The organism is Aliikangiella marina, from assembly GCF_007004765.1.
Lineage (GTDB): Bacteria > Pseudomonadota > Gammaproteobacteria > Enterobacterales > Kangiellaceae > Aliikangiella > Aliikangiella marina.
This window is the reverse complement of record NZ_VIKR01000002.1, coordinates 869,370-891,928: the sequence shown is the minus strand read 5'-3', so window position 1 is coordinate 891,928 and position 22,559 is coordinate 869,370. Positions and strand designations below refer to the sequence as shown.

Annotated in this window: 23 protein-coding genes; 6 read left to right on the top strand and 17 right to left on the bottom strand. The window is 42.9% G+C overall.

The window, feature by feature from the left end:
• Window positions 1-5: 5 nt before the first annotated feature.
• From flgC to FLL45_RS10225, 4 genes are all read right to left on the bottom strand, one after another.
• On the bottom strand, window positions 6-425 hold the full coding sequence (flgC, locus tag FLL45_RS10240; protein WP_142941919.1) for a flagellar basal body rod protein FlgC: 420 nt from the start codon (window positions 423-425) through the stop codon (window positions 6-8).
• Between the two features lie 29 nt (window positions 426-454).
• Window positions 455-853 (bottom strand): flagellar basal body rod protein FlgB, encoded by a 399-nt coding sequence (flgB, locus tag FLL45_RS10235; RefSeq protein WP_142941918.1) that lies wholly within the window; start codon window positions 851-853, stop codon window positions 455-457.
• A gap of 426 nt (window positions 854-1,279) precedes the next feature.
• Entirely contained in the window at window positions 1,280-2,086 is an 807-nt protein-coding gene (locus tag FLL45_RS10230) for a CheR family methyltransferase (protein ID WP_142941917.1), read from the bottom strand.
• Between the two features lie 15 nt (window positions 2,087-2,101).
• Complete coding sequence (locus FLL45_RS10225) at window positions 2,102-3,028, bottom strand: chemotaxis protein CheV (RefSeq protein ID WP_142941916.1); 927 nt, start codon at window positions 3,026-3,028, stop codon at window positions 2,102-2,104.
• A gap of 180 nt (window positions 3,029-3,208) precedes the next feature.
• On the opposite strand from FLL45_RS10225, the gene flgA reads away from it, so the two are divergent.
• From flgA to FLL45_RS10210, 3 genes are all read left to right on the top strand, one after another.
• Window positions 3,209-3,976, top strand: coding sequence for a flagellar basal body P-ring formation chaperone FlgA (flgA, locus tag FLL45_RS10220; protein WP_142941915.1), 768 nt, complete (start codon window positions 3,209-3,211; stop codon window positions 3,974-3,976).
• 9 nt (window positions 3,977-3,985) lie between these two features.
• Complete coding sequence (gene flgM, locus FLL45_RS10215) at window positions 3,986-4,291, top strand: flagellar biosynthesis anti-sigma factor FlgM (RefSeq protein ID WP_185964403.1); 306 nt, start codon at window positions 3,986-3,988, stop codon at window positions 4,289-4,291.
• Between the two features lie 80 nt (window positions 4,292-4,371).
• Window positions 4,372-4,833, top strand: a complete 462-nt coding sequence (locus tag FLL45_RS10210; protein ID WP_142941913.1) for a flagella synthesis protein FlgN — start codon at window positions 4,372-4,374, stop codon at window positions 4,831-4,833.
• Window positions 4,834-5,007: 174 nt separating this feature from the next.
• On the opposite strand, the gene FLL45_RS10205 is transcribed toward FLL45_RS10210, so the two are convergent.
• Together FLL45_RS10205 and rnt are read right to left on the bottom strand one after the other, a co-directional pair.
• Entirely contained in the window at window positions 5,008-5,388 is a 381-nt protein-coding gene (locus tag FLL45_RS10205; protein ID WP_142941912.1) for a hypothetical protein, read from the bottom strand.
• 111 nt (window positions 5,389-5,499) lie between these two features.
• Complete coding sequence (gene rnt, locus FLL45_RS10200) at window positions 5,500-6,108, bottom strand: ribonuclease T (RefSeq protein ID WP_246075818.1); 609 nt, start codon at window positions 6,106-6,108, stop codon at window positions 5,500-5,502.
• Window positions 6,109-6,407: 299 nt separating this feature from the next.
• Between rnt and FLL45_RS10195 the strand changes: the two genes are divergently transcribed.
• Window positions 6,408-7,286 (top strand): flagellar protein MotY, encoded by an 879-nt coding sequence (locus FLL45_RS10195; RefSeq protein ID WP_142941910.1) that lies wholly within the window; start codon window positions 6,408-6,410, stop codon window positions 7,284-7,286.
• Window positions 7,287-7,538: 252 nt separating this feature from the next.
• On the opposite strand, the gene leuB is transcribed toward FLL45_RS10195, so the two are convergent.
• The 4 genes from leuB to FLL45_RS10175 are packed head-to-tail and all read right to left on the bottom strand — an operon-like array spanning window position 7,539 to window position 11,783.
• The gene (gene leuB / locus FLL45_RS10190) at window positions 7,539-8,594 is read right to left on the bottom strand and encodes a 3-isopropylmalate dehydrogenase (RefSeq protein ID WP_142941909.1); all 1,056 of its coding nucleotides are present in this window, start codon (window positions 8,592-8,594) and stop codon (window positions 7,539-7,541) included.
• Entirely contained in the window at window positions 8,594-9,175 is a 582-nt protein-coding gene (gene leuD / locus FLL45_RS10185; RefSeq protein WP_142941908.1) for a 3-isopropylmalate dehydratase small subunit, read from the bottom strand. Before leuD ends, leuB begins: the two co-directional genes overlap by 1 nt.
• Complete coding sequence (leuC, locus tag FLL45_RS10180) at window positions 9,175-10,578, bottom strand: 3-isopropylmalate dehydratase large subunit (RefSeq protein WP_142941907.1); 1,404 nt, start codon at window positions 10,576-10,578, stop codon at window positions 9,175-9,177. Before leuC ends, leuD begins: the two co-directional genes overlap by 1 nt.
• A complete protein-coding gene (locus FLL45_RS10175; protein WP_142941906.1) occupies window positions 10,572-11,783 on the bottom strand; it encodes a 2-isopropylmalate synthase in 1,212 nt (403 codons plus the stop codon). Before FLL45_RS10175 ends, leuC begins: the two co-directional genes overlap by 7 nt.
• 547 nt (window positions 11,784-12,330) lie before the next feature.
• Here FLL45_RS10175 and FLL45_RS10170 point away from each other — a divergent pair.
• The gene (locus FLL45_RS10170; protein ID WP_185964402.1) at window positions 12,331-14,043 is read left to right on the top strand and encodes a GGDEF domain-containing protein; all 1,713 of its coding nucleotides are present in this window, start codon (window positions 12,331-12,333) and stop codon (window positions 14,041-14,043) included.
• 28 nt (window positions 14,044-14,071) lie between these two features.
• Here the strand turns inward: FLL45_RS10170 and FLL45_RS10165 are convergent, their stop codons facing one another.
• Together FLL45_RS10165 and FLL45_RS10160 are read right to left on the bottom strand one after the other, a co-directional pair.
• On the bottom strand, window positions 14,072-15,178 hold the full coding sequence (locus tag FLL45_RS10165; RefSeq protein WP_210247153.1) for an NAD(P)-dependent alcohol dehydrogenase: 1,107 nt from the start codon (window positions 15,176-15,178) through the stop codon (window positions 14,072-14,074).
• A gap of 251 nt (window positions 15,179-15,429) precedes the next feature.
• A complete protein-coding gene (locus tag FLL45_RS10160) occupies window positions 15,430-16,365 on the bottom strand; it encodes a M23 family metallopeptidase (RefSeq protein WP_142941904.1) in 936 nt (311 codons plus the stop codon).
• A gap of 153 nt (window positions 16,366-16,518) precedes the next feature.
• Between FLL45_RS10160 and FLL45_RS10155 the strand changes: the two genes are divergently transcribed.
• On the top strand, window positions 16,519-16,824 hold the full coding sequence (locus FLL45_RS10155; RefSeq protein WP_142941903.1) for a DciA family protein: 306 nt from the start codon (window positions 16,519-16,521) through the stop codon (window positions 16,822-16,824).
• A 145-nt stretch (window positions 16,825-16,969) separates the two neighbouring features.
• On the opposite strand, the gene lpxC is transcribed toward FLL45_RS10155, so the two are convergent.
• The 5 genes from lpxC to FLL45_RS10130 form a co-directional block, all read right to left on the bottom strand.
• Entirely contained in the window at window positions 16,970-17,884 is a 915-nt protein-coding gene (gene lpxC, locus FLL45_RS10150; RefSeq protein WP_142941902.1) for a UDP-3-O-acyl-N-acetylglucosamine deacetylase, read from the bottom strand.
• A gap of 390 nt (window positions 17,885-18,274) precedes the next feature.
• Window positions 18,275-19,408, bottom strand: a complete 1,134-nt coding sequence (ftsZ, locus tag FLL45_RS10145; protein WP_142942255.1) for a cell division protein FtsZ — start codon at window positions 19,406-19,408, stop codon at window positions 18,275-18,277.
• Between the two features lie 86 nt (window positions 19,409-19,494).
• Window positions 19,495-20,727 (bottom strand): cell division protein FtsA, encoded by a 1,233-nt coding sequence (ftsA, locus tag FLL45_RS10140; protein ID WP_142941901.1) that lies wholly within the window; start codon window positions 20,725-20,727, stop codon window positions 19,495-19,497.
• Window positions 20,728-20,757: 30 nt separating this feature from the next.
• Window positions 20,758-21,552, bottom strand: a complete 795-nt coding sequence (locus FLL45_RS10135) for a cell division protein FtsQ/DivIB (RefSeq protein WP_142941900.1) — start codon at window positions 21,550-21,552, stop codon at window positions 20,758-20,760.
• Window positions 21,553-21,573: 21 nt separating this feature from the next.
• Window positions 21,574-22,539, bottom strand: coding sequence for a D-alanine--D-alanine ligase (locus FLL45_RS10130; protein ID WP_142941899.1), 966 nt, complete (start codon window positions 22,537-22,539; stop codon window positions 21,574-21,576).
• Between the last annotated feature and the right edge of the window lie 20 nt (window positions 22,540-22,559).

Sequence of the window (22,559 nt, the reverse complement as noted above, 5' to 3'; positions counted from 1 at the left end):
CGCTATTAGCGACCCAGTGTTAACGTTTTGTTGAGTAAGTTCTTAGTCAAATTAGCGACTTGCACATTGGTTTGGTAAGAACGAGACGCCGAAATCATGTTTGCCATTTCTTCGACTAAGTTAATATTTGGCGCGTATACAAAACCTTGCTCATCAGCCAATGGATTTTGCGGTTGGTATCGGGCGATAGCCTCTGCTTGACTCTCAATAACACCGACGACTGAGACACCACCATCAGGCGCACCGTTGCTCGTACTCAGCCCGTTCATCACCGTCTGGAATACTGGATGTCGAGCTTTGTATACCTCACCGCTGCTGCTTGCAACGCTATCAGCATTGGCAATATTGCTTGCTGTCGTATTTAAGCGAACGCTCTGTGCCGCCATCCCCGAACCGCTAATGTTAAAAATGTCGTACAAACTCACTTTAATTCTTCTCCAAAAATCCTATGCGACTATTCGCCTTTAATTGCTCGAATCAAACCTTTCACTTTTCCATCAAGAAATCGCAAAGTTGCTTGATATTGCATCGCGTTTTCTGCGAACTTCGCTTGCTCTATTTGTGCGTCCACAGTGTTTCCGTCACCTGTGTCAGGTTGAAAAGGGATGCGATAAGAAAGACCAGGGATTTCCCGACCGATCTTGCTATCCATATGCAGTTCATTCGTTCGGGTTAAACCACTTTTTCGATTTGACTGCGCTTGTAAGAGAGCTTGGGAAAAATCTATATCTCTTGCTTTAAAATTTGGGGTATCTGAATTGGCTAAGTTTTCCGCGAGCACTTGCGCTCGCTCTGCTCTTATTTCAAGTGCAGATTCATGGACTCCAAATGCTCTGTTAAAGTTTATCGACATTGATTTTCCTTTTTACTCACAACCTAAATGTTGGCCTCTGACCGCCCTTACATTTATTCCAGTGCTTATTTTGCAATCCTTGTGCCAATCAAATTAAAGTCAAACGGAAGGTTTTATTGATGGCCACGGGGAAAATCACCAACTCGAGCAACATCTCGCCTAACTCATTGAAAAAATTAATTAAATTTAGTAGATGTCAAACACATACGCGCTCAGGGGATTGCGGTACTTATTCGTCAGTCGTCGCTAAAATCCGCTGTTTTGCTGGGCTTGGGGTGATTTATGGTGCCAGACAATAAGACAGCAACTTAATCTTGATATCTGGCAATGTGATCTTTAAAAGCGGCAAGCCGACTCCGCAAAAAGCGGCAATAGGTTGTGGGCTTTTTCTTTTGGATTTAGAGAGCGGATTCGAAAAAAGAATCCTTAGGCTTCTTTTTGATAGACCAAGCCAGGATTGCAACGAACCATTTTCATCGGATGGGAACCACGGGTTAGGGCTTCGGAAGCGCCTAAAAACAAGAACCCACCAGGTTTTAAATTGTCAATTAAGCCATTGATAACTTTAGTTTTATTTTCATTCGAGAAATAAATAAGAACATTACGGCAATAAATCACATCAAACTTACCCATGCGATAAGGTGTCTCTAACAAATTCAATGGTTGAAACCTTACTTTACCGCGCAGTTTTGTGTTGATTTGCCAATCCTCACCGTCATGGGGAGTAAAGAATTTTTTAAGCTTGTCCTGGGGCATTCCTCGTTTTAGTTCGATTTGTTGATAAATGCCTTTTTTGGCTTTATCGATCACTCGCTCTGACAAGTCGGTCGCATATATTTCAGTGCTCATCAAAGCGCCTATTTCATCCAAATGCATGGCAATCGAATAAGGCTCTTGGCCAGTCGAACAAGCAGCGCACCAAATTCTTAGTGTGGGTTGAGATTTTTTTATTGAAGGTACGATTGTTGATTTTAGATAATCAAAAGGATACTTATCACGAAACCACAAAGTTTCATTGGTGGTCATTCGATCAATGACCTGTTTAAGCAACATGCGGCCAGAAGGACCCGATATTTGGTCCAATAGCTTCGACATGGATACCAAGCCTTTTTCTTGAATAAAGTTACTTAGTCGACTAACCACGAGATATTGCTTGTTGTCACCAAGTAATATCCCGCTTTGTTTTTCGAGAATAACTTTAAAGCGCTGGTAATCGTTAGATGAGATTTCCATGAATTGAGAACTTATCTAGTCTTCTAAATCCATTCTTTTCTGTACAGATTGCGCTAACTCATCCGGATTGAACTTGGGTATGAAGTCGTTGGCGCCAACTTTTTGCACCATGGCTTCATTAAAGACTCCGCTGAGTGATGTATGGAGCATTACCCAAAGATGTTTTAGTTTCTCGTTATTTCTAATTTCTGCAGTTAAGGTATAGCCATCCATTTCGGGCATTTCAATATCTGAAATCAGTAGCAGGACTTCGTCATTTAGCTCTCGCCCATCATTGACAATCCCTTCTAAATAATCGAGAGCCTCCTTACCGTCTTTACATAAGTGAGTTTTGTAACCGAGCTGCTCTATGGTTCTTTTAATCTGGCCACGCGCGACCGATGAATCGTCAGCGATTAGTACCACTTTGTCTTGCGGTGCTTTAGCGATACTCTCCTCAACATACTCCTGACTGACGACATCGTCATTTGGGGTAATTTCAGCTAGTATCTTTTCAACATCGATAATCTCAACGATTTCTCCATCGATATCAGTGACCGCAGTCAAATAACTGGTCTTGCCGGCGCCTTTGGGTGGTGGATGAATGTCGCTCCAATTCATGTTAACGATTCTCTCCACGGACTTAACTAAAAACCCTTGAACTTTCCGATTATATTCTGCGATTACCACAAAACAGTTTTTGACATCTCCTAAGGATGGCCCACCAACAGCCAAACTTAAATCAATAACTGATATAGTCGCGCCGCGAATGTGGGCAACCCCTCTCACGACAGGATTTCGCTGTGGTAACTCAGTTAGCTCGGGGCATTGTAAAACTTCGCGAACTTTAAAAACATTAATACCATAAACCTGTTTGCCTCGAAGTCTAAACAAAAGTAGCTCGAGCCGATTTTGACCCACCATCTGGGTTCTTTGATTGACTGAATCAAGGATACTTGACATCAGAAACCTTCCTTTTTAATAAATTTTTTACTTCTCAGGCATGCAAATTGCTTTGCTTTACATATGTGACGTAAATAACGCGCTTTTGAGTTAATCACTCGACGGTAACGAATCGGTTATAAAAGTTCGCGCTTTCCAGAATTTAAGTATAGCCAAAATTCGTAAAACAACAGGAAAATCATGAAATTAATTACGTTTTTAGCAGTTTTTGGGAACTGCTCAAATAAAATACCGCTGATTCCGCGATTTTGCCTTTTTAGCTTATTTACTGCGTCTTTACTGGGTTTTAACAGTGCAGTTGATGCTCGAGAGTTTCAGGATATAGAAAAAATTCGCCAAGCGGCAAAAATATTCCTTGAGGAAAAGCAGGTTGCTGCCGATAAGGTAAATACTGAGATTACAATCGGCCAAATTGACCCTCGCATGCGTCTGGCAAAATGCTCATCAGAAATAGAAGCATTTCTACCGCAGACTAGCAGGCGCACAGGTAAAACAACTGTAGGCATCCGTTGCGGTGGACCTATCACTTGGAAGATTTTTGTCTCAGCTAAGATTACCCAATATCAAGAAGTATGGGTGCTTAATCGAAATGTGGCTTCTGGCGAGCTTATTAGCCAGAGTGACCTAACTAAAAGTCGTGTGGAAATTCTGAATGTTAGAAAAATCCCCATGACAGATTTGAATCAAATAATCAATGCAAGCCCGAGGCGCACAATGCGCGCTGGAGCAACCATTTTTCAAGATAGTGTTTGTTTGGTTTGTCGAGGAGATAAAGTGACCGTTACTGCGAAGAATGACTTCCTAAGTATTAATGTTGAAGGCGTCGCCCTCAGCAATGCAGTGCTTGGCGAAGTTGCGCAGGTGCGTAACTCTAGTTCTCGAAAAACTTTCGGCGCAACCGTCGTCGGAAAAAACCAGTTAAACGTCACAATAGCGGGATCCAATTAAGCAATGGTTATGGACATTAAAAGCCTGGTACCAGGACACACCAAAACGAACTTGAGTCGCTCAGATAAAGCGAAGAAAAAGTCGGCTTCAAGCGACGCTTCTTCCGCTGCAGCCGAAAGCGACGACTCGGTAAGTTTGACTGGTGCTGCGTCAAAAATTGGTGCATTAGTGGCTCAGATGAAAGCTGCTCCGGTAGTTGATCCTGACAGGGTTTCCCCAGTAAAAGAAAAGATGGATAAAGGTGAGTACGATATTGATTATGAGAGAGTTGCCAACAAAATGTTGGATTTTGAATCTTCTTATTATGGTTACTAACAACGGATAAAAGCTCAGATTTTTTAATCGATCAATACTCAGCGTTTATCACTTGGAACATTTTTGATTAGGATAACAGCATGAAAAATCGTCAAATCGCACAGACGCTCATTCGCGTTTGGATTCAAGACTATCAATCCCTGCACGATATTTTAAAAGCAGAACAGAAAGCTTTGGAGCAGAGAAACTTTGACCAGCTCGCTAACTACATCAAAGAAAAAGGTGATGTTGTTAGCCGCATAAATCAGCATGAAGTTCCCCAATTATTCGACGATGCTGGTAATTTAATTGCGCAGCTGAATCAATTTAAACTATTTTGCGAAAACCAGCCAAACTTGAATCAAGAATGGCAAAAACTACTCGATCTGATCAAACAATGTAGTATTAAAAACGAAGTCAATGCTCGCTTGATTAAATTATTGAACGACTCTTCTCGGCGCACATTTAACTTGATTAAAGGATTTGATCCTGACAACAACGTCTATAATGCTAAAGGCAATCAGTCAACGGTACGCTACTACAACAGCTCTGTGTCAGCCTAATTTTCACTCGGAGTGTAACAGCGAATTATCACTTATTGAGGCTGATATATTAGTCATGAATTTGGACTACCCGACTTTTATAATTTAGTCGCCGGTACTCATTTATGCGGTTACCCTTTTAGGCAGTCACTCTTTTATGCGGTTACCTTTTTACGCAGTCACTCTTTTACCCAGTTACTCTTTCAAAAGTCGTAACACTTCTTCTGTCTGTCGGTTGTCAGCTTTGAGCATGACAACCAGTGTATGGGAGTCTTGCAGAGCCAGTGTTACCGCAACATAATCATCTATCGCCGCTGAATACATCTTGCCTTGCCAAGTCATTGACTCGGTGTTGACTCTCTTAATTGAATGAATAATATTCAAGCCGTCAGCCTTCGAATTGTTTCTATGCTCCACAACCGCAGCCGAACCAATTTTCGACTTGAATGTTATCACAATCCGGGCAGGTTTATTCGCGTGTTTCCAAACACCTTCCAATTCTTTATCAGCAAGAACTCGAGGCGAAATCACAAAAAGTAACGGTATAAATATTATTGCTATTACTAAGTTTTTCATCAGCTAGAAATTAATTACAGGTTTCTTTGCGGTGCTTTCTTCATGGGCGTTTTTCTTCAATCCAAGTTTACTCAATTTGTGCACTTTAAAAAACTTGATGCCTATTTGAAGCTAATCTCCCAAAGGCCAACCACCGAGTTTCTTCCACCGGTTAACAATAAAACAAAATAGTTCCGCAGTCTTCTCAGTATCATACAAAGCAGAATGAGCTTGCTCGTTGTCAAAGCCAATATTAGCGACCTCGCAAGCTTTGGCAAGTACCGTCTGACCGAGTGCGAGTCCGGCTAAAGTTGCTGTATCAAATGTGGTAAATGGATGAAAAGGATTGCGTTTTGCCTTTATTCGATCGGACGCAGCCAGTAAGAAGCCCATATCAAACCCTGGGTTATGGCCGACCAAAACTGAACGTTGGCATTCCGCTTCCTTTTGCTCGGCGCGGACTCCAGTAAATATCTCTTTTAACGCGTCGCGCTCAGAGACCGCCCCGCGAAGCGGGTTAAAGGGATCGATCCCGTTAAACTCAATAGAGGATTGTTCAATATTGGCCCCCTCAAAAGGGGCAATATGATAGTGCCAACGGTTTGCCGGTCTTAAATAACCTTGATCATCAAATTGGAGAGAAACTGCAGCAATTTCGAGAAGTGCATCAGTCGCAGCGTTAAACCCTGCTGTTTCGACGTCGACAACCACCGGGAAAAATCCCCGAAAACGCCGGCTCATCATTGTCATTGAATTGTGATCCTTAAAGCTGAGAAGGTCTAGAACGACTTTGATACCTTGAGACGAATTCAGCTTGTCATTGAGTTCTGGCCGATTCTAGCACTGCTTGCCTATTAAGGCTATACCACCCCGAAATATGCATCTTATGAGGTTCAGACCGGCCGATAAGACTCATATAAAAAGATTTAAGTCGGGATTTTTGAAGCCGATAACATAACCAATGCAGCTCAACCTTCGAGTTTATCAAAGCGCCTATTTCTGCTGTCAGTATAGGCCTAATAGCATCAGGAATATACCTCATGAACAACACAGTAAAAGTCCTTTTCACTATGCTGATAGCTTCGAGTAGTTGTTACGTTTCAGCCAGTTTTAAGAAGTTTGAAGCACCGATGGGCGAATCGAGTTGGCAGTTTTTAGGAAATCCACTATCTTGCCAACTCAATCACTCAATTCCTATGTATGGTGACGCAAACTTTAAAAAGGTCGCAGGCAAAGGAGAAAAGCTTGGATTCAAGCTCGGATACAAAAGACAACCCATTAGGAACGTTAAAGTCGCTGATGTCAGAGCCATTTCTCCGGCATGGCAGCCAATGCAATCTAGTCGCGAACTGGGGAAAATAGAAATAAAGTCTGGTAAGCATATTTTTCAAAGTGAAGAACTAGCAACTTGGCGGCTTTTAAATGAACTAGAAGTCGGCCGTTTTCCAACGTTTTACTATCAAGATTTCTCTGATATCGAAGATCAAGTCTCAGTATCATTGTCCTCTGTGGGCTTTAAGGCTGAATATGACAAATTCCTCGACTGCCTCGCTTCACTAGTCCCATACAAAATCAACGAATTAACCAAACTGACGCTAATGTTTGATTTCGATAGAGCCTCAATACGAGAAAGATATAAATCTAAACTACACGCTCTCGCCCAATACATAAAATATGATGAAAGTGTCGAAGTTGTCTTTGTTAGTGGTTATACCGATAGCAAAGGTTCGCGATACTATAATGAAAAACTCGCCCAGAGACGGATAGACTCTACTTTAAAAATACTCAAACTAGATGGTGTACCTGATAATCGTTTTCGCACAATCGCCGTTGGTGAAAAGCAGCCCGTTGCTTCTAACCGAACGGCAAGTGGTCGAGCGAAAAATCGTCGTGTTTATATTCGGATCGCACAAAACTGAGCGGCGCGCGATTCGGTACCGACTACTCAATTGACATTGAGACAAGTACGCAAGGGAGTTTTAATCCGATGCGTTTGCAATGACTCGACTCATTCTTGCGCCAAAGTTACGTAAAATTTTGACTTGTCCCAAAAATAAAGGAGCGTTACTCAGTTCCGCTTGTTGCTTAACCCATACAAAAATTTCTGACACCAGCGCTAGAACAAAAATTAAAAATCTAATCACCCAAGCGAAATATTAAGCGCTTACTGTTTATATCGCTTCTAGGACAGCTTGAGTTGCTTCTTTTGTTGATGCTTCTCGCATGCTATTACTAATGGTTAGATCTCGAGTCAGTGTTCCATTATCAATTGCATCAAGAACGGCATCCTCCACGGCCTTAGCAGCCAACTCTAAATTTAGCCACCGAAGCATCATCGCGGCGCTCAAAATCGACGCGTAAGGATTGGCGATTCCAAGGCCTGCGATATCCGGAGCGCTACCGTGAATAGGCTCAAACAAACCAACACCATCTCCAATGGAGGCGCTGGCTAATAACCCCATCGAACCCGAGAGTACACTCGCTTCATCAGACAAAATATCTCCAAACATATTTTCAGTCAGAATTACGTCAAAATGAGCGGGTTGTTGAATCAGTTTCATTGCGCAGGAATCAACTAATTGATGTTCAAGATTGATTTCAGGAAATTCATTTTTAACCACACGCGTAACAACCTCGCGCCAGAGTCGAGATGTTTCTAATACATTCGCTTTGTCGACCGAAGTAACCCGTTTATTTCTTTGCATTGCCATTTCACAGGCAACTCGCGCGATTCGCTCGACTTCACCCACTGAATAACGACATTCATCGGTCGCATAATCATCTTGACGCGTTCTTTCGCCAAAATAAATTCCACCGGTCAACTCTCTAACAACTACAAAGTCGACGCCTGCTAACCGCTCAGGTTTTAGCGGCGAGCTCGATATTAACGAAGGGAATACTTTCAGTGGTCTGATATTTGAAAAAACACCTAATTCGCTCCTTAATTTTAATAAACCCTGCTCAGGTCTTACCGACGCTTCTGGGTTTTCCCACTGCGGCCCACCGATAGCGCCAAGAAAAACCGCGTCGGCCTCTTTGCAAGCTGCCAAGGTTTGATCAGGTAATGGCGTTCCCGACTGTTCAATCGCGATTCCACCAATCGGGTACTCTGCTATATCAAACTCAATTCGAAATTTTTCGCCCACCGCCTTGAGTACCGCGATCGTCGACTGAGTTACCTCAGGACCGATGCCATCACCTGGCAAACATACGATTTTAATAGCCATTAGAGAAAGCACTCCTGTCGTGACTCAAAGTCACTAATTTGTTGTTCATGTTTAAAAAGAAAATCCAACTGATCAAGACCATTTAAAAAACAATAACGAGTAAATGGTTCGAGCTTAAATTGATAAATCATGCCATTTACATGGATTGATTGCTGCACTATGTCGACTTTGATTCTTTCTCCGTTGCTCTGAAGTAGTTCCTGATGAGTGTTACTATCAACCACTATCGGTAGCAAGCCATTCTTAACTGCGTTGTTACGAAAAATATCCGCGATTGAAGAACTAATGACCACCTTAATTCCAAAGTCAGTTAATGCCCAAGGAGCATGTTCTCTCGAGGAGCCACAACCAAAATTATCACCAGCGATCAAAACTTTTGCCGAATTAGTCGGCCTACAATTCAAGACAAAGCCTTGCTCAAGTCCACCTTCTGAATCATAACGCCAATTGGAAAACACATGCTGACCTAAACCTTCTTTAGTGGTAATTTTTAGATATTCCGCTGGAATGATTTGGTCAGTATCGATATTCTCTATCGGAAGGACTGCGGCAATGGTTTCAACTTGTTTTAAGCTCTCCATCAGGCATACTCCTCGCATAGCGGTTGTGCCGAAGCGCCGACTAATTTCCCAGCGATAGCAGCCATCGCTGCAGTTCTCGGACTTGCTAATATTGTCCTACCACCTTTGCCTTGCCTGCCTTCAAAATTACGATTGCTGGTACTTACACAAATTTGCCCGGGTTGAATAATATCGCCGTTCATTCCTAAACACATTGAACAGCCAGGTTCGCGCCATTCCGCCCCGGCCTCAATAAAAACTTGATCAAGGTTTTCTGCCTCTGCCTGTGCTTTCACTTGATGCGAGCCTGGTACGACTAACATTCGCGTCTTCTCAGAAACTCGTTGGCCTTTAAGAACTTCAGCAACGACACGAAGGTCGGTAATTCGAGAGTTGGTACAACTACCAACGAAAACCACATCGACGTTTTTGTCCACCAAGCTTTCATTTTTGACAAACCCCATATAATTTAGCGCCTGTTGAGTCGCACTCTCTGGAATCTTCTCGTCTATCGGTATCGCCATTTCAGGATTAGTTCCGTAGGTAATCATTGGTTTAACATTTGCGGCATTAATCGAGACATAGCTATCGAACTTAGCGCCTTCATCGGTGAATAGATTCGACCAGGCAGTAACGGCGCGATCCCAACTATCTCCCTTAGGTGAGTAGGGTCTCCCTGCTAAGTAGTCAAAGGTTACTTGATCCGGTGCAATCATGCCGGCTTTTGCACCCGCTTCAATAGACATATTGCAGATGGTCATACGCGCTTCCATATCTAACGCGCTTATTCCTTCTCCATAATATTCAATGACATGACCGGTTGCCCCACCTATCCCGATTTTGGCGATGATGGCGAGGATCAAGTCTTTCGCTGAAACCTCAGGTGCAAGTTTGCCTTTGACTTCAATGCCCATGGTTTTCGGTTTTCGTTGAGGGATACATTGAGTCGCTAAAGTATAACCAACCTCGCTCGTTCCGATACCAAAGGCGAGCGCTCCAAATGCCCCATGCGTGCTGGTATGACTATCTCCACAAACTATGGTTTTACCCGGTTGGGTAATCCCTTGCTCGGGCCCAACCACATGCACAATTCCCTGGCGATCATCGCCTAATTCAAACAATGAGATGCCAAACTCTTGACAATTTTTCTTGAGCTGCTCGACTTGAAGCTTTTCTTTCTCTCCATTAAAAACATAATTACCATTAGAATCGGGCTTGGATGTTGGTGTTGAGTGATCCATCGTTGCAAAAGTTTTTTGCGGGCAACGTACTTTGAGCTTTTTTTCTCTCAGCATAGCAAACGCTTGTGGTGAAGTGACTTCATGAATTAAATGAGTATCAATATACAGAATCGCTGGCGTATCACGCGACTCTTGCGTCACCAAATGGGCCTCCCAAACTTTATCGAATAGCGTTTTTACCATCGACGGGTCTCCATAAAATGCGTCGGCTCTGCCATGGCGACAGCTTCTTGCTGAGTTTCTTTTAAAATCGCAAAAACATCAGAGTCAGTGATTCGCTTTTTCTGATCGCATAGCGACTTAACGCTTTCTGACAACGCAGCGACTTCATCGTCAGCCAAGCGAATATTGTTTCGACTTAGCCAAAGCTTCATTGCATGGCGCCCGCTATGTTTACCCAAAACAAATTCATTACTTTCAAATCCAACGTCTTCAGCTCTCATGATCTCATAGGTTCCTCTGTTAGCGATTACACCATGCTGGTGAATTCCGGCTTCATGCGCAAATGCATTACGGCCAACGATTGCTTTATTAGGTTGAACATTTATTCCGGTAAATGACTCAACCATCTTGCTACTCGGCACTAATTGCTTTGTGTCGATGCGAGTTTTATGACCAAAAACATCACTACGTGTATTGAGGGCCATAACAATTTCTTCGAGCGCACAGTTGCCTGAACGCTCTCCTATCCCATTAACCGTGCACTCGACTTGCTCTGCTCCCGCTTCTACCGCAGCTAAACTATTCGCTGACGCTAGACCAAGGTCGTTGTGGCAATGCACACTAATTGCCGCGCTCTCGATATTGGGGACATTGTCTTTAATCGACTTAATTAATTGGGCGAACTCTAAAGGCGTTGAATAGCCCACAGTGTCTGGAATATTCACCGTAGTCGCGCCTGCGCTAATAACGGCCTCCAGTACTTGAAACAGAAAGTTAGGGTCGCTTCTTGCCGCATCTTCTGCGGAAAACTCCACATCATCGACATATGTTTTAGCTTTTTTAACTGCCGCAACCGCCTGTAAAACTACCTGCTCTCGAGTCATTTTTAGCTTATATTTCATGTGGATATCACTGGTCGCAATAAAGGTATGAATCCTTTTATTGGTTGCCGGCTCTAAAGCGGCAGCAGCCGCTTCGATATCTTGTGCTTTCGCTCTAGCAAGAGCGCATATTTTAGGACCTTTGACTTGCCGAGCGATTTGATTCACAGCTTCAAAATCACCTTTTGAAATCACTGGAAAACCTGCTTCGATAATATCAACGCCGAGTTTTTGCAGTTGGTGTGCTAATTGAATTTTCTCAAAGATGGTCATACTTGCACCGGGAGACTGCTCACCGTCCCTCAACGTTGTATCAAAAATTATTATTCGCTTGTTATCACTCATTTCAATTTGCAACCTTTAAAAAGTAAAAAACCCGCTTATTTGGCGGGTTTCTTTGGTGTGTTTTGTGTCATTTAGTCAACCATATCCCGCCATCTCCTATATGCTAAGAGAATGAGGAGGTTAATAATTTGGCGATTTAATCTATTCATCGGTCTTTTTTCTTAATCTCAGTGTTTTGTTACTTGTTAGTCATAAAAATAAATTCAACAAAAAAACCCCGAAGATTTCGCTTCGGGGTTTTCAATATTCTTGCGCGCAACACAAAAACCCCATCAACAGATGAGGAGGAGAATTGTTGTAATTGATTGCGGCTTCGTTTTCATGTAATCCAATCTAATCCAAGATTTCCGTAACGTCAATCTTATATAACTTTTCGATATTGAACGACAATTAGTGCGAGAACAACAACAAAAGTTAATTATACGGTTAGACAAACACCGATATCACCACACAATATCAACTTCTCGTTTACAATTCTTTCATCAAATATCTCAATCTTTTGCTAAACTCTTAAACAAGCCAAAAACAATATTAAGAAAGCATGGTCATGAATAGTTATAGGGCTATTCTAATATTTATTACACTCAATTTTTGTTTTACTCACGACACCGTAGCGCGCACGGTATCAATACCCTCGCACACCTACAAAATCGAATATCAGCTTCCTGTTTCCCCAGAGATTGACTTTGAAAATATTGAGTTTAGCGATCAGTGGCAGTCATCTGCTAACGGCTGGATAAAAGAAGACCTGTTTCAAAAGGATTTTTGGGCGGGAAGTACGCCGAAAGTAGCTTGGTTAAAAGTTACCGTCGAACCATCTGCCTTTAGAGAAGACAGTTTGTGGTTTGAACTCGCTTCTAGCGGTGTAACAAGAGCAAAATTGTACCGACCGCAAAATGATGGCAGCTGGCAAGTGATTGATAGCGACGAACAATCAAAGCACTCTGACAATTTTATACGCAGTCGATTTATTAGTTTTAAAATTTCAACCGAAACCATGCAAAGAATTTATTTTTTGCGAGTAGAAGCCTCTAATAAGTTTCATTTGCAATTTAATTTAAAAACCAATCACGAGTTTTTTAATCACAGCGCTGTTTTGAATTTTATCTACGCAATGGGCTATGGCCTGTTACTGATTATGGTGATCTATAATGTCGTGATTGGCCGAAATTTAAATGACAAACTTTATTTTATTTACTCAGGAGCCATTCTCTCGACGTTAATCTACCAGTTTTTTGCCCATGGACATGCTCGGATTTTCGCTCACTTTAATTGGGATGTTGTTAATTATTGTCTCAACATTTTAGTGATGGTGATAACGACTTTGTCGATGTACTTCTTGTACTATTTTTGCAACCTTCGGCAGCATACACCGAACATTTTGAAGTTCTGTCAGTATCTTTTGGGCATTCTTACCGCGCTCACATTTATCGCCATATTTATACCGCCTAATTGGGCACTTAACTTAGTGCTAATTGTATTCGGCCAACTTCCGCTAATTGCACTTTTCATTTCAATTTATGCGTGGTATCGAGGCAGTCAAACGGCTCGTATTTTTATCATCGCTTGGACTATTTATATTTTTGCAGGGTTCTTGTGGCTGAACTACTGGTTGGGAGTTTTCACCCTGAATGAATGGATCGAATTACCGCTTATTATTGGCGCCGCCCTAGAGAGTGTCCTCTTGTCGCTTGCGCTTGCTTACCGAATCAGATTGTTGAACGAGCAGGCTGCTCAATTGGAATTGAGTGAACACCACTATAAGCAAATTTCAAGACTAGACTCATTAACTCAACTTGCCAACCGACGCGCATTTGATCGAAAAGTAGAACTACTGCGTCTCTCTAAGTCTTCCTTTGGCTTATTGCTGCTCGATATTGATAATTTCAAAATGTTTAATGACAAACATGGCCACTTAGCGGGTGATCAGGTGTTAGTTAAGTTAGCCGATATCCTTAAATCGGCTATCAGGCAAGATGACTTAGCAGTCAGAATGGGCGGCGAAGAATTTGCGGTGATAATGAGTGATGTCGACGATAAAAATATGACCTATGTTGCCGAACGGATCCGCAAGAGATTCGCGTCCGAAGCCTTTGAGATCAAGGGTGAAAAGATATACTGCTCAGTGAGTATTGGCATCTCAATATCCCATGAAGAAGAATCAAATAGATCCCTCATCGAGAGGACAGATAAAGCTCTCTATAAGGCAAAAAATTCGGGTCGAAATCAAGTGCAAACCGCTGAGTTACCAGCGGTTTAACGTTTCACTGGGCGTAACTAGATCGGCATTAATCAGATACTCTGATAATAATTTTACCGCGTGCACGCCTTGATTCCGAGTAACTGATCGCTTCGGCGACTTGTTCAAGTTCGTAAACGCGATCGATCACAGAGGTGACTGAGCCCTGAGCCATCATGTCAGCCAATACTTGGGTATCAGCTTGCGTCAAACTGGCCACAAAAAATATTAACTCTTCATCCACAAATGAGTTTTGGATCATGGCACTGATAGGTTGGGCCAGCGGACCGAGCCAATTACCTTTTGAACCGCCAACCATAACGTAACGACCACCCGGCTTTAACACTTTACGATTGTCACTGATTGAATGATTGCTCACCATATCAACAATTAAATCATACTTTTCACCACTATCGATGTAGCTCTCTTTTTTATAATCAAATACTCTGTCTGCGCCAATAGCAACGACACGCTCTACATTTCGAGTGCTGCAAACACCCGCGACTTCAGCACCCATTGATTTAGCAATCTGGACAGCATATGTTCCAACACCACCAGATGCACCATTGATAAGAACACTTTGACCTCTTGTTAATTGACCGTGATCGCGAAGCGCCTGGAGAGCAGTCGAAGCAGCAACCCCGACTGCGGATGCCTGTTCAAAAGAAACGTTTTCAGGAATCAACGCAATCGCACTGTCTTCCGCCACCATAATATAGTCCGCGTATGCACCTCGGGAACCGCCGAAGACTCTATCACCCGGTTTAAATCGGCTCACATTACTGCCGACAGCTTCTACGACTCCTGCGTAATCAGCGCCCATAACGTTTCGTTCGGGGTGCCCTATTCCGCGGCCTAAGCGGATAAAATATGGCGCTCCGCGCATCATATGATAATCGAGCGGGTTAACAGCCGCTCGGTGCACTTTAACCAGCACTTGCTTGTCACTTGGGCTTGGTTTAGCGACTTTTTCTAACTTCAATTGGTCAGCTGCACCATAACAGTAGTGAGCAATTGCTCGCATTCCATCATCTTGTTGAGTAACCTTTTTTATTGCCTCACAATCGGTTGTATAACTGAGTGTTACCACCAAACCGACCGTAGCGAGTACTATTACCCCCATAACACTATTCAAAATTTTGTAGCGTAATTTCATTTTTTTGCTCCCTAAACTTAAACACTCCACCCGTGTTTTTTCGCTCACAATTTATATTTCAATAAAAGTAACCAATCAAAGTTAGCAAAATATATACCAGGCAAATGGCCTTGATATTCTGAGAATTTAGGTCAAATCGACCAAATGATGTGTAAAAACTTTACCAGCAGTCGTGTGATTGACCACCTAAAAACAAAAAGCCCGGCTTCTGCCGGGCTTTCCTTGTAACGAATTTGACGGTTATGGTCTGACTAGCCTTTACTCCGCCGATTAATAAAGGGAAGCGGGTTAACCGTGCGGCCGTTTTTCAACACTTCGTAATGAACATGAGCGCCTGTTGAGCGGCCTGTGTTGCCCATCAGTGAAATTGCTTGGCCTTTCTCTACCACGTCGCCTTTTTTGACTAAAATTTCCTTGTTGTGTCCGTAGCGAGTGACTAATCCATCACCATGGTTAACTTCAACCAATAAACCGTAACCGAATCGATCGCCGACCCAAGTCACCACGCCAGCAGCAGTAGAAAACACTTTGTCACCCTCTTTGCCAGCAAAATCAACACCTGCATGCCATGCAGGTTTGCCGGTGAATGGGTCGTTTCTTTCACCGTAGTAAGAAGACATCCACCCCTTGCGAATTGGTCGACCTGAAATATACCGCTCAACCCCCATGTGCTTGTCCATCAAAAGAGATTCAAGAACAGTTAATTGCTGTTCTCTAGAATCGAGTTGGTAATCGATTTCATTGAGCGAACTCAGTAAGTTGCTGATATCGATATCGCTCTCCGCAGCAGGACGTTCTGGACCACCAATTGCTGGCGCTTCGCCGAAGTTGAATTCTTTGGCATCGAGGCCGGCAACGCTAACGATTCTTTCACCCGCAGCATCTAAGCGACGAATATGAGCCTGCATCATGCCCATTTTGGCGGTTAAAGCATTAAGTTGCTGTTGCGAAGATTGTTTGGCTTGTTCTAACTCTTGCCATTGCTCGGCGAGTTCATTTTTCCAGTTGTCTATTGTTACTTGCTCGACGTAAGCCGCGTCAGACTGCTTCATAGCAATGTAGTAACCGCTCACTCCAGCGACTAATGGACATAGCACTAGGAGGCTCACAATAGTGTACAAGTAGCGATTTTTTAGCTTCACTGACCGCATGCCTTGCGGCGAGCGCTGTAAAATTGTAATACTCATGGACTACTCTATCTCTTTAATTTCGAATTGTTTTTTAATAATTATTGTCAAAGAGGCTACCGACCTCTTACAATCCATTAATTAATCAATCATCTCAGGAAAACGCGCCATTTTATCGGCTCAATCCGCTGATTTCTAATTGAATTTATAACTATGAGTCGTCCTTCTACCCACAATGTTAATAACTTGATTTCCGAACCAGGTGGCGAAATCAAAGCCCTGTTAGACAAACTGTCCAAAATTCAGACGTTAAACAATACCTTACATGGCAAACTTAATGCAACACTTGCAAAGCATTGCCGGGTAATAAATTTGCGTAAAAACGTCCTAGTAATTGCCGTCGACAGTCCGGCTTGGTCAAATAAAATCAGGTTCCAACTTCCTGATTTACTGAGCTATTTTCGTGAAAATGGCTACTTTGGTCTATCTAACATTGAAGTTATCGTCCAACCAAGATAATCCTTTAGCGAATTTACTTGATAAGTGTAGGATAAATTGCTGATTTTTCTAGAAATCTTGTCCAACTTCACAATTTCTTAAAAATATCTCAGAAACCAAAACTAAAAAAACCGGGACTTTCCCGGTTTTTTCATAGATTTTTGGATTATATCGCTAAGCCAGGTTTCATAATATATGAAATTGGGGCTGCGCTTGCATCCTCAAAAGTCACTACTTCCCATGCATCAGCATCCGCGACCAATGCTCTTAAGAGCATATTATTCAAAGAGTGACCGGACTTGATTCCAGTAAATGCGCCGACAAGGCTATTACCGAGAAGATACAAATCACCAATGGCATCAAGAATTTTGTGCTTGACGAATTCATCGTCGTAACGCAGACCATCTTCATTGAGTACTCGATACTCATCAAGAACGATCGCATTATCCATGCTGCCACCTTGGACAAGGTTTTTCGAACGTAAGTGCTCGATATCATTCATAAAACCGAATGTTCGGGCACGACTAACTTCTTTCACAAACGAGGTTGCGGAGAAGTCGATTTCAGAAAATTTTGAGCTACTGGTGAATACAGGGTGATCGAAATCGATACCAAAAGACACTTTGAAACCATCAAACGGCTCAAAAATCGCCTTTTTGTCACCCTCAGAAACTTCGACGCGCTTTTTAATCCGGATAAATCGTTTTGCTTTATTTTGCTCTTCGACACCCGCAGATTGGATTAAAAATACGAAAGGTCCTGCACTGCCGTCCATAATCGGAACTTCAGGTGCAGAAACATCAATATATGCATTGTCGATGCCCAAGCCCGCCATCGCGGCTAGCAAGTGCTCAACAGTTGAAATTCTAACGTCATCCTTGATCAAACACGTAGAAAGCGTGGTATCGCCCACGTTTTCTGGCGCCGCACAAATCTCGACAACTGGATCTAAGTCTACGCGGCGAAAGATAATACCTGAATCGACTGGCGCTGGACGCAGTGTCAGATAAACCTTATCACCCGTATGGAGACCCACACCTGTCGCACGAATTGCGGTCTTCAGGGTACGCTGTTTAATCATAATTGAGAGTATCTCCAATTAATTACTAATGTTCTTGCCGCGTTCTACATTGAGAACAAATTTTGAACTCATCGGATGAGTTATTCCAAAATTTGCCGAATGTTATCATAAAGTTCGTCGCTATGACACGAAAAACCGCTTATTTAATAATCGTAACTCCCAGATTTGGCTAATTTTACGCAAAAATGTAATCCAGTCGTCACTTATATTTGATATATCTTCAAAAACATCGCGATTCGAGTTACTTCTCATCCGAGTCGCAGAAAATTATCCAGCAAAAGCAATACCGGCGGTGAAGGGAGACCACCGATACTGACAAACTCTCAAGAGTTGACCTTTCAATCAACCATCCTGTTGGTATCCAGTCTTTGCTGGTAATTTTAAGCCAGATTAATCGGCTTGTTTACGCAAAAACGCCGGAATATCTAAATAATCCATATCGCTGCCAACCGCTTGCTTTGGAGTTGCTGCTTGTTGGCGCAGAATAGTTGGACGATCTAATTCAGGATAATTGTTACTGCCATCCGCTTTTTTGGTGTTATCAACTTTCACTTGTGGAGCTGGTGCTGCCTGCTGGCCAATACCTGTCGCCACTACTGTGACACGAATTTCATCATTCAGTTCCGGATCAATCGCAGTACCGATAACAACGGTTGCATCATCAGCAGCAAATTCTTGAACGACGCTACCAACATCAGAGAATTCGTCAATGCTCATATCTTCACCAGAAGTAATATTCACCAGAATACCTTTAGCGCCGGCTAAATCGACATCTTCAAGAAGCGGGCTAGAAACTGCGAGCTCAGCCGCTCGTTTAGCACGATCTTCACCAGAGCCCACGCCATTCCCCATCATAGAGGTACCCTTTTCTGACATAACAGTGCGTACGTCGGCGAAATCCACGTTGATAAGACCAGGACAAGTCATTAATTCGGCGATACCTTGCACAGCGCCATGAAGCACATCATTTGCCGCTCTGAATGCTTCCGTTAGTTTTTTGCCCTTCATGACATTAAGCACCTTATCGTTCGGTACAATAATCAATGAATCGACATGCTGGCGGAGTTGCTCGATACCTTCTTCAGCAACTTGCATTCGCTTTTTCATCTCAAAGAAAAACGGTTTAGTCACCACGGCAACGGTCAATACTCCCATTTCTTTGGCCACTTCAGCAATCACTGGCGCAGCGCCAGTTCCAGTACCACCACCCATTCCAGCGGTAATAAAAACCATGTCGGTATCGCTCATCATTTCCGCGATACGCTCTCTGTCTTCAATTGCAGCTTGGCGACCGATCTCAGGATTGGCTCCTGCCCCCAATCCTTTAGTGATCGCACTTCCTAACTGAATCGTAGTTTTTGCCATTGAACGGTTAAGTGCCTGCGCGTCAGTATTGGCACAAATAAACTCGACACCATCCACGTTGGCTTTGAGCATATGCTCAACGGCGTTACCGCCACCACCACCAACACCGACGACCTTAATGACCGCGTTATCTCGACAATTGTCGACTAATTCAAACATATTAGGCATGTTGTTTCCCCTTCGTTTTTGCTACTTCCGATTAAAACTAAAAATAAAAAACTATAAATGTCGCAGTTAAGTCCCATTTAAAATCCACTAAACCACTGCTTCATTCGCTTTATTAGACGACCAAATCCATTTTCCTGCTCGTCAAATACGTTGCGTGTAACATTTTGCTGCTGTCCATATAACAGCAATCCCACACCGGTTGCGTGGATCGGATTCCGAACCACATCAACCAATCCATGAACACCTTGCGGCACACCTAAGCGCACCGGCATGTGAAATACTTCTTCCGCTAAATCAATCAGTCCTTCCATTTTTGAAGAACCACCGGTCAACACAATTCCAGCGGGAATGATCTCTTCGAAACCACTCCTTCTCAGTTCAGCTTGAACTAATGTAAAAAGCTCCTCATAGCGAGGCTCGACAACCTCGGCGAGTGTTTGGCGAGACATTTTCCGCGAGTTTCTGTCGCCTACACCGGGCACTTCAATTGTGTCTTCGAGTGACGTCAGTTGTCGAAGCGCGCAGGCATATTTAATCTTTATATCTTCGGCATGTTGCGTTGGTGTCCGCAAAGCAACAGCAATATCATTGGTCACTTGATCGCCGGCAATCGGTATAACCGCGGTGTGACGAATAGCGCCTTCAGTAAACACTGCAATATCTGTGGTGCCGCCACCAATATCCACAATACAGACGCCTAATTCTTTTTCATCTTCTGTTAAAACAGAATAAGAAGATGCCAGCTGCTCTAAAATAATGTCATCGACTTCTAAGCCGCATCGCTGAATGCATTTGACAATATTTTGTGCTGCGCTGACCGCCCCTGTTACCATGTGAACTTTTGCTTCGAGTCGAACGCCTGACATTCCTATCGGCTCTCGAACGCCTTCTTGATTGTCAATAATAAATTCCTGCGGAAGAATGTGGAGTATCCGTTGGTCGGCCGGAATAGCGACTGCTCGAGCTGCATCAATTACTCGTTCTACATCTCCGGCATTAACTTCGCTATCACGAATTGCAACGATGCCATGGCTGTTTAAACTGCGAATATGGCTACCAGCGATACCGGCAAATACCGAGTGTATTTGACAGCCAGCCATCAACTCAGCTTCTTCCACTGCACGCTGAATTGATTGCACAGTCGATTCGATATTTACCACCACACCTTTTTTTAATCCGTTAGAGGGATGGCTTCCAATTCCGATAATATCGGTTTTACCTTCGGGGCTAATTTCACCCACGATTGCAACGACTTTGGAAGTACCGATATCCAAACCAACAATTAATTTTTTTTCTTGTATCTTAGACATAATTTACGGCTCTCTTTGCCCTAAAATTCTTTAACTATTCAATGCTTCGTCAGCAGCTAACCATTCAACGGATATTCCGTTGTGGTAACGAAGATCAATATTTTTGATTCGCTTCACTTCTTTGATAGAAGCATAAACTTTAACTAATCTAGCAATCCGCTCGGCCCTATCTTTACGCCCTAAATTCATTTGCAAACCATTGTCAAAACTGAGATGCCAGTTTTTCACTTCATCGACTTTTAGAGCGTCTAAATTTAATGCTAACAACTCAAGTTGCCGTTTAATTTGTTTAAATTCTTGCCAAACTTTTAAATAGTCTTGATTAGTGACTTTATCGGTAGAAGCGATAGAGAGATTGGGTAAGCTACTAAACAACCACTCTCTATCGTCCTTTGCTATCTTGGTGCCCTCGCGAGTCAATATGCCCCCATCGACAACTGCGACAGGCTGTAGCTCGGATACAGAAAACAACAGTTGATCTGGCCATACTTTTCTGACTTCAACACCTTTTACCCAATCAATCTCAACCGCTTTAGATTGCAGTTGCTTGATATCAATCGCGAGCATTCCTTTTACGTCTTGTGACATAACAAATTTGGCTAAGTCACTCTCTTTGACATAGCGAAGGTCATTCTCAACCATCACTTGTTTAACCGGCCAAATATCATGGTACGCTTGGGTGCCTTGATAAACGGCAAAGCCTAAGCCAAGTAACACAGTCAACACGGCAGTCGCACGCGCAATTGCCTTACTCAATCGCGGCGCTTTAAACTCAAAGCGCTTCTGCTTTGGTTTATTTTTTCTGACAGCCATTTTTTTTGTCATTACTTTCTCGTTTTCTCTCTATCACTTAGAATCAAAACTGGTATCTAAAATCGATAAAACTAACTCTTCAAAACTGATATTCAGTGCATTAGCCGCTTTGGGAACTAACGAGCTCGTGGTCATTCCGGGTACGGTATTCGCTTCTAAGATTAAGAATTCACCATCTCTACCGTCACGAATAAAATCAATCCTTCCCCAACCTGAACATCCCAAACTAGTGAATGCTCGTAAGGCGATTTCGCCAATCCTTTTTTCTTCTTCCCATGACAGTCCGCTTGGACAAAAATACTCAGTTTCGTTTGACTGATATTTAGCCTCATAATCATAAAACTCTCGCGGTGTTTGCATGCTAATACTCGGTAGTGCCACACCTTTAACGAGCGAAACGGTATATTCTTTACCCGCAATAAAACTCTCGACTAGCGCCTCTGAGTCATATTGATGGGCAAGCGTCACCGCATCCACTAGCTCCTCCGGGGTGGAGACTTTTGACATTCCTACACTCGACCCCTCCTTTACTGGCTTAACAAATAAATTAGGCCCCAGTTTTGCCAACAGCCTTCTCGCTTCACTCACGCCAAAACTATCTTGCTTTTCGACAGCTTCAAAATGTGCCGTTGAAATTCCCAGTTGTCGCCACACCTGTTTGCTCAACAACTTGTTCATAGAAATAGCGGCGCCGACGACATTTGACCCGGTGTAAGGAATCTTCAACGTTTCTAAAAAACCTTGAACAACACCATCTTCTCCGCCACGTCCGTGTAGCACATTAAACACTCGGTCAATCTTGTTGCTTATTAATTGCTGATAAAAGTTGTCGCTGGGGTCAATTTTTATCGCATCTATTCCAGACTTTATTAAGCCTTGATAGACCGCTTCGCCAGAATTTAATGAGACTTCTCGCTCTGCCGATTCACCACCGTATAACACAGCTACTTTGCCGTAATCTTCAGGTGCTCTATTCGATTTCAAGTGGCTTAAACTCATTTAAATACTTATTTCCTAAA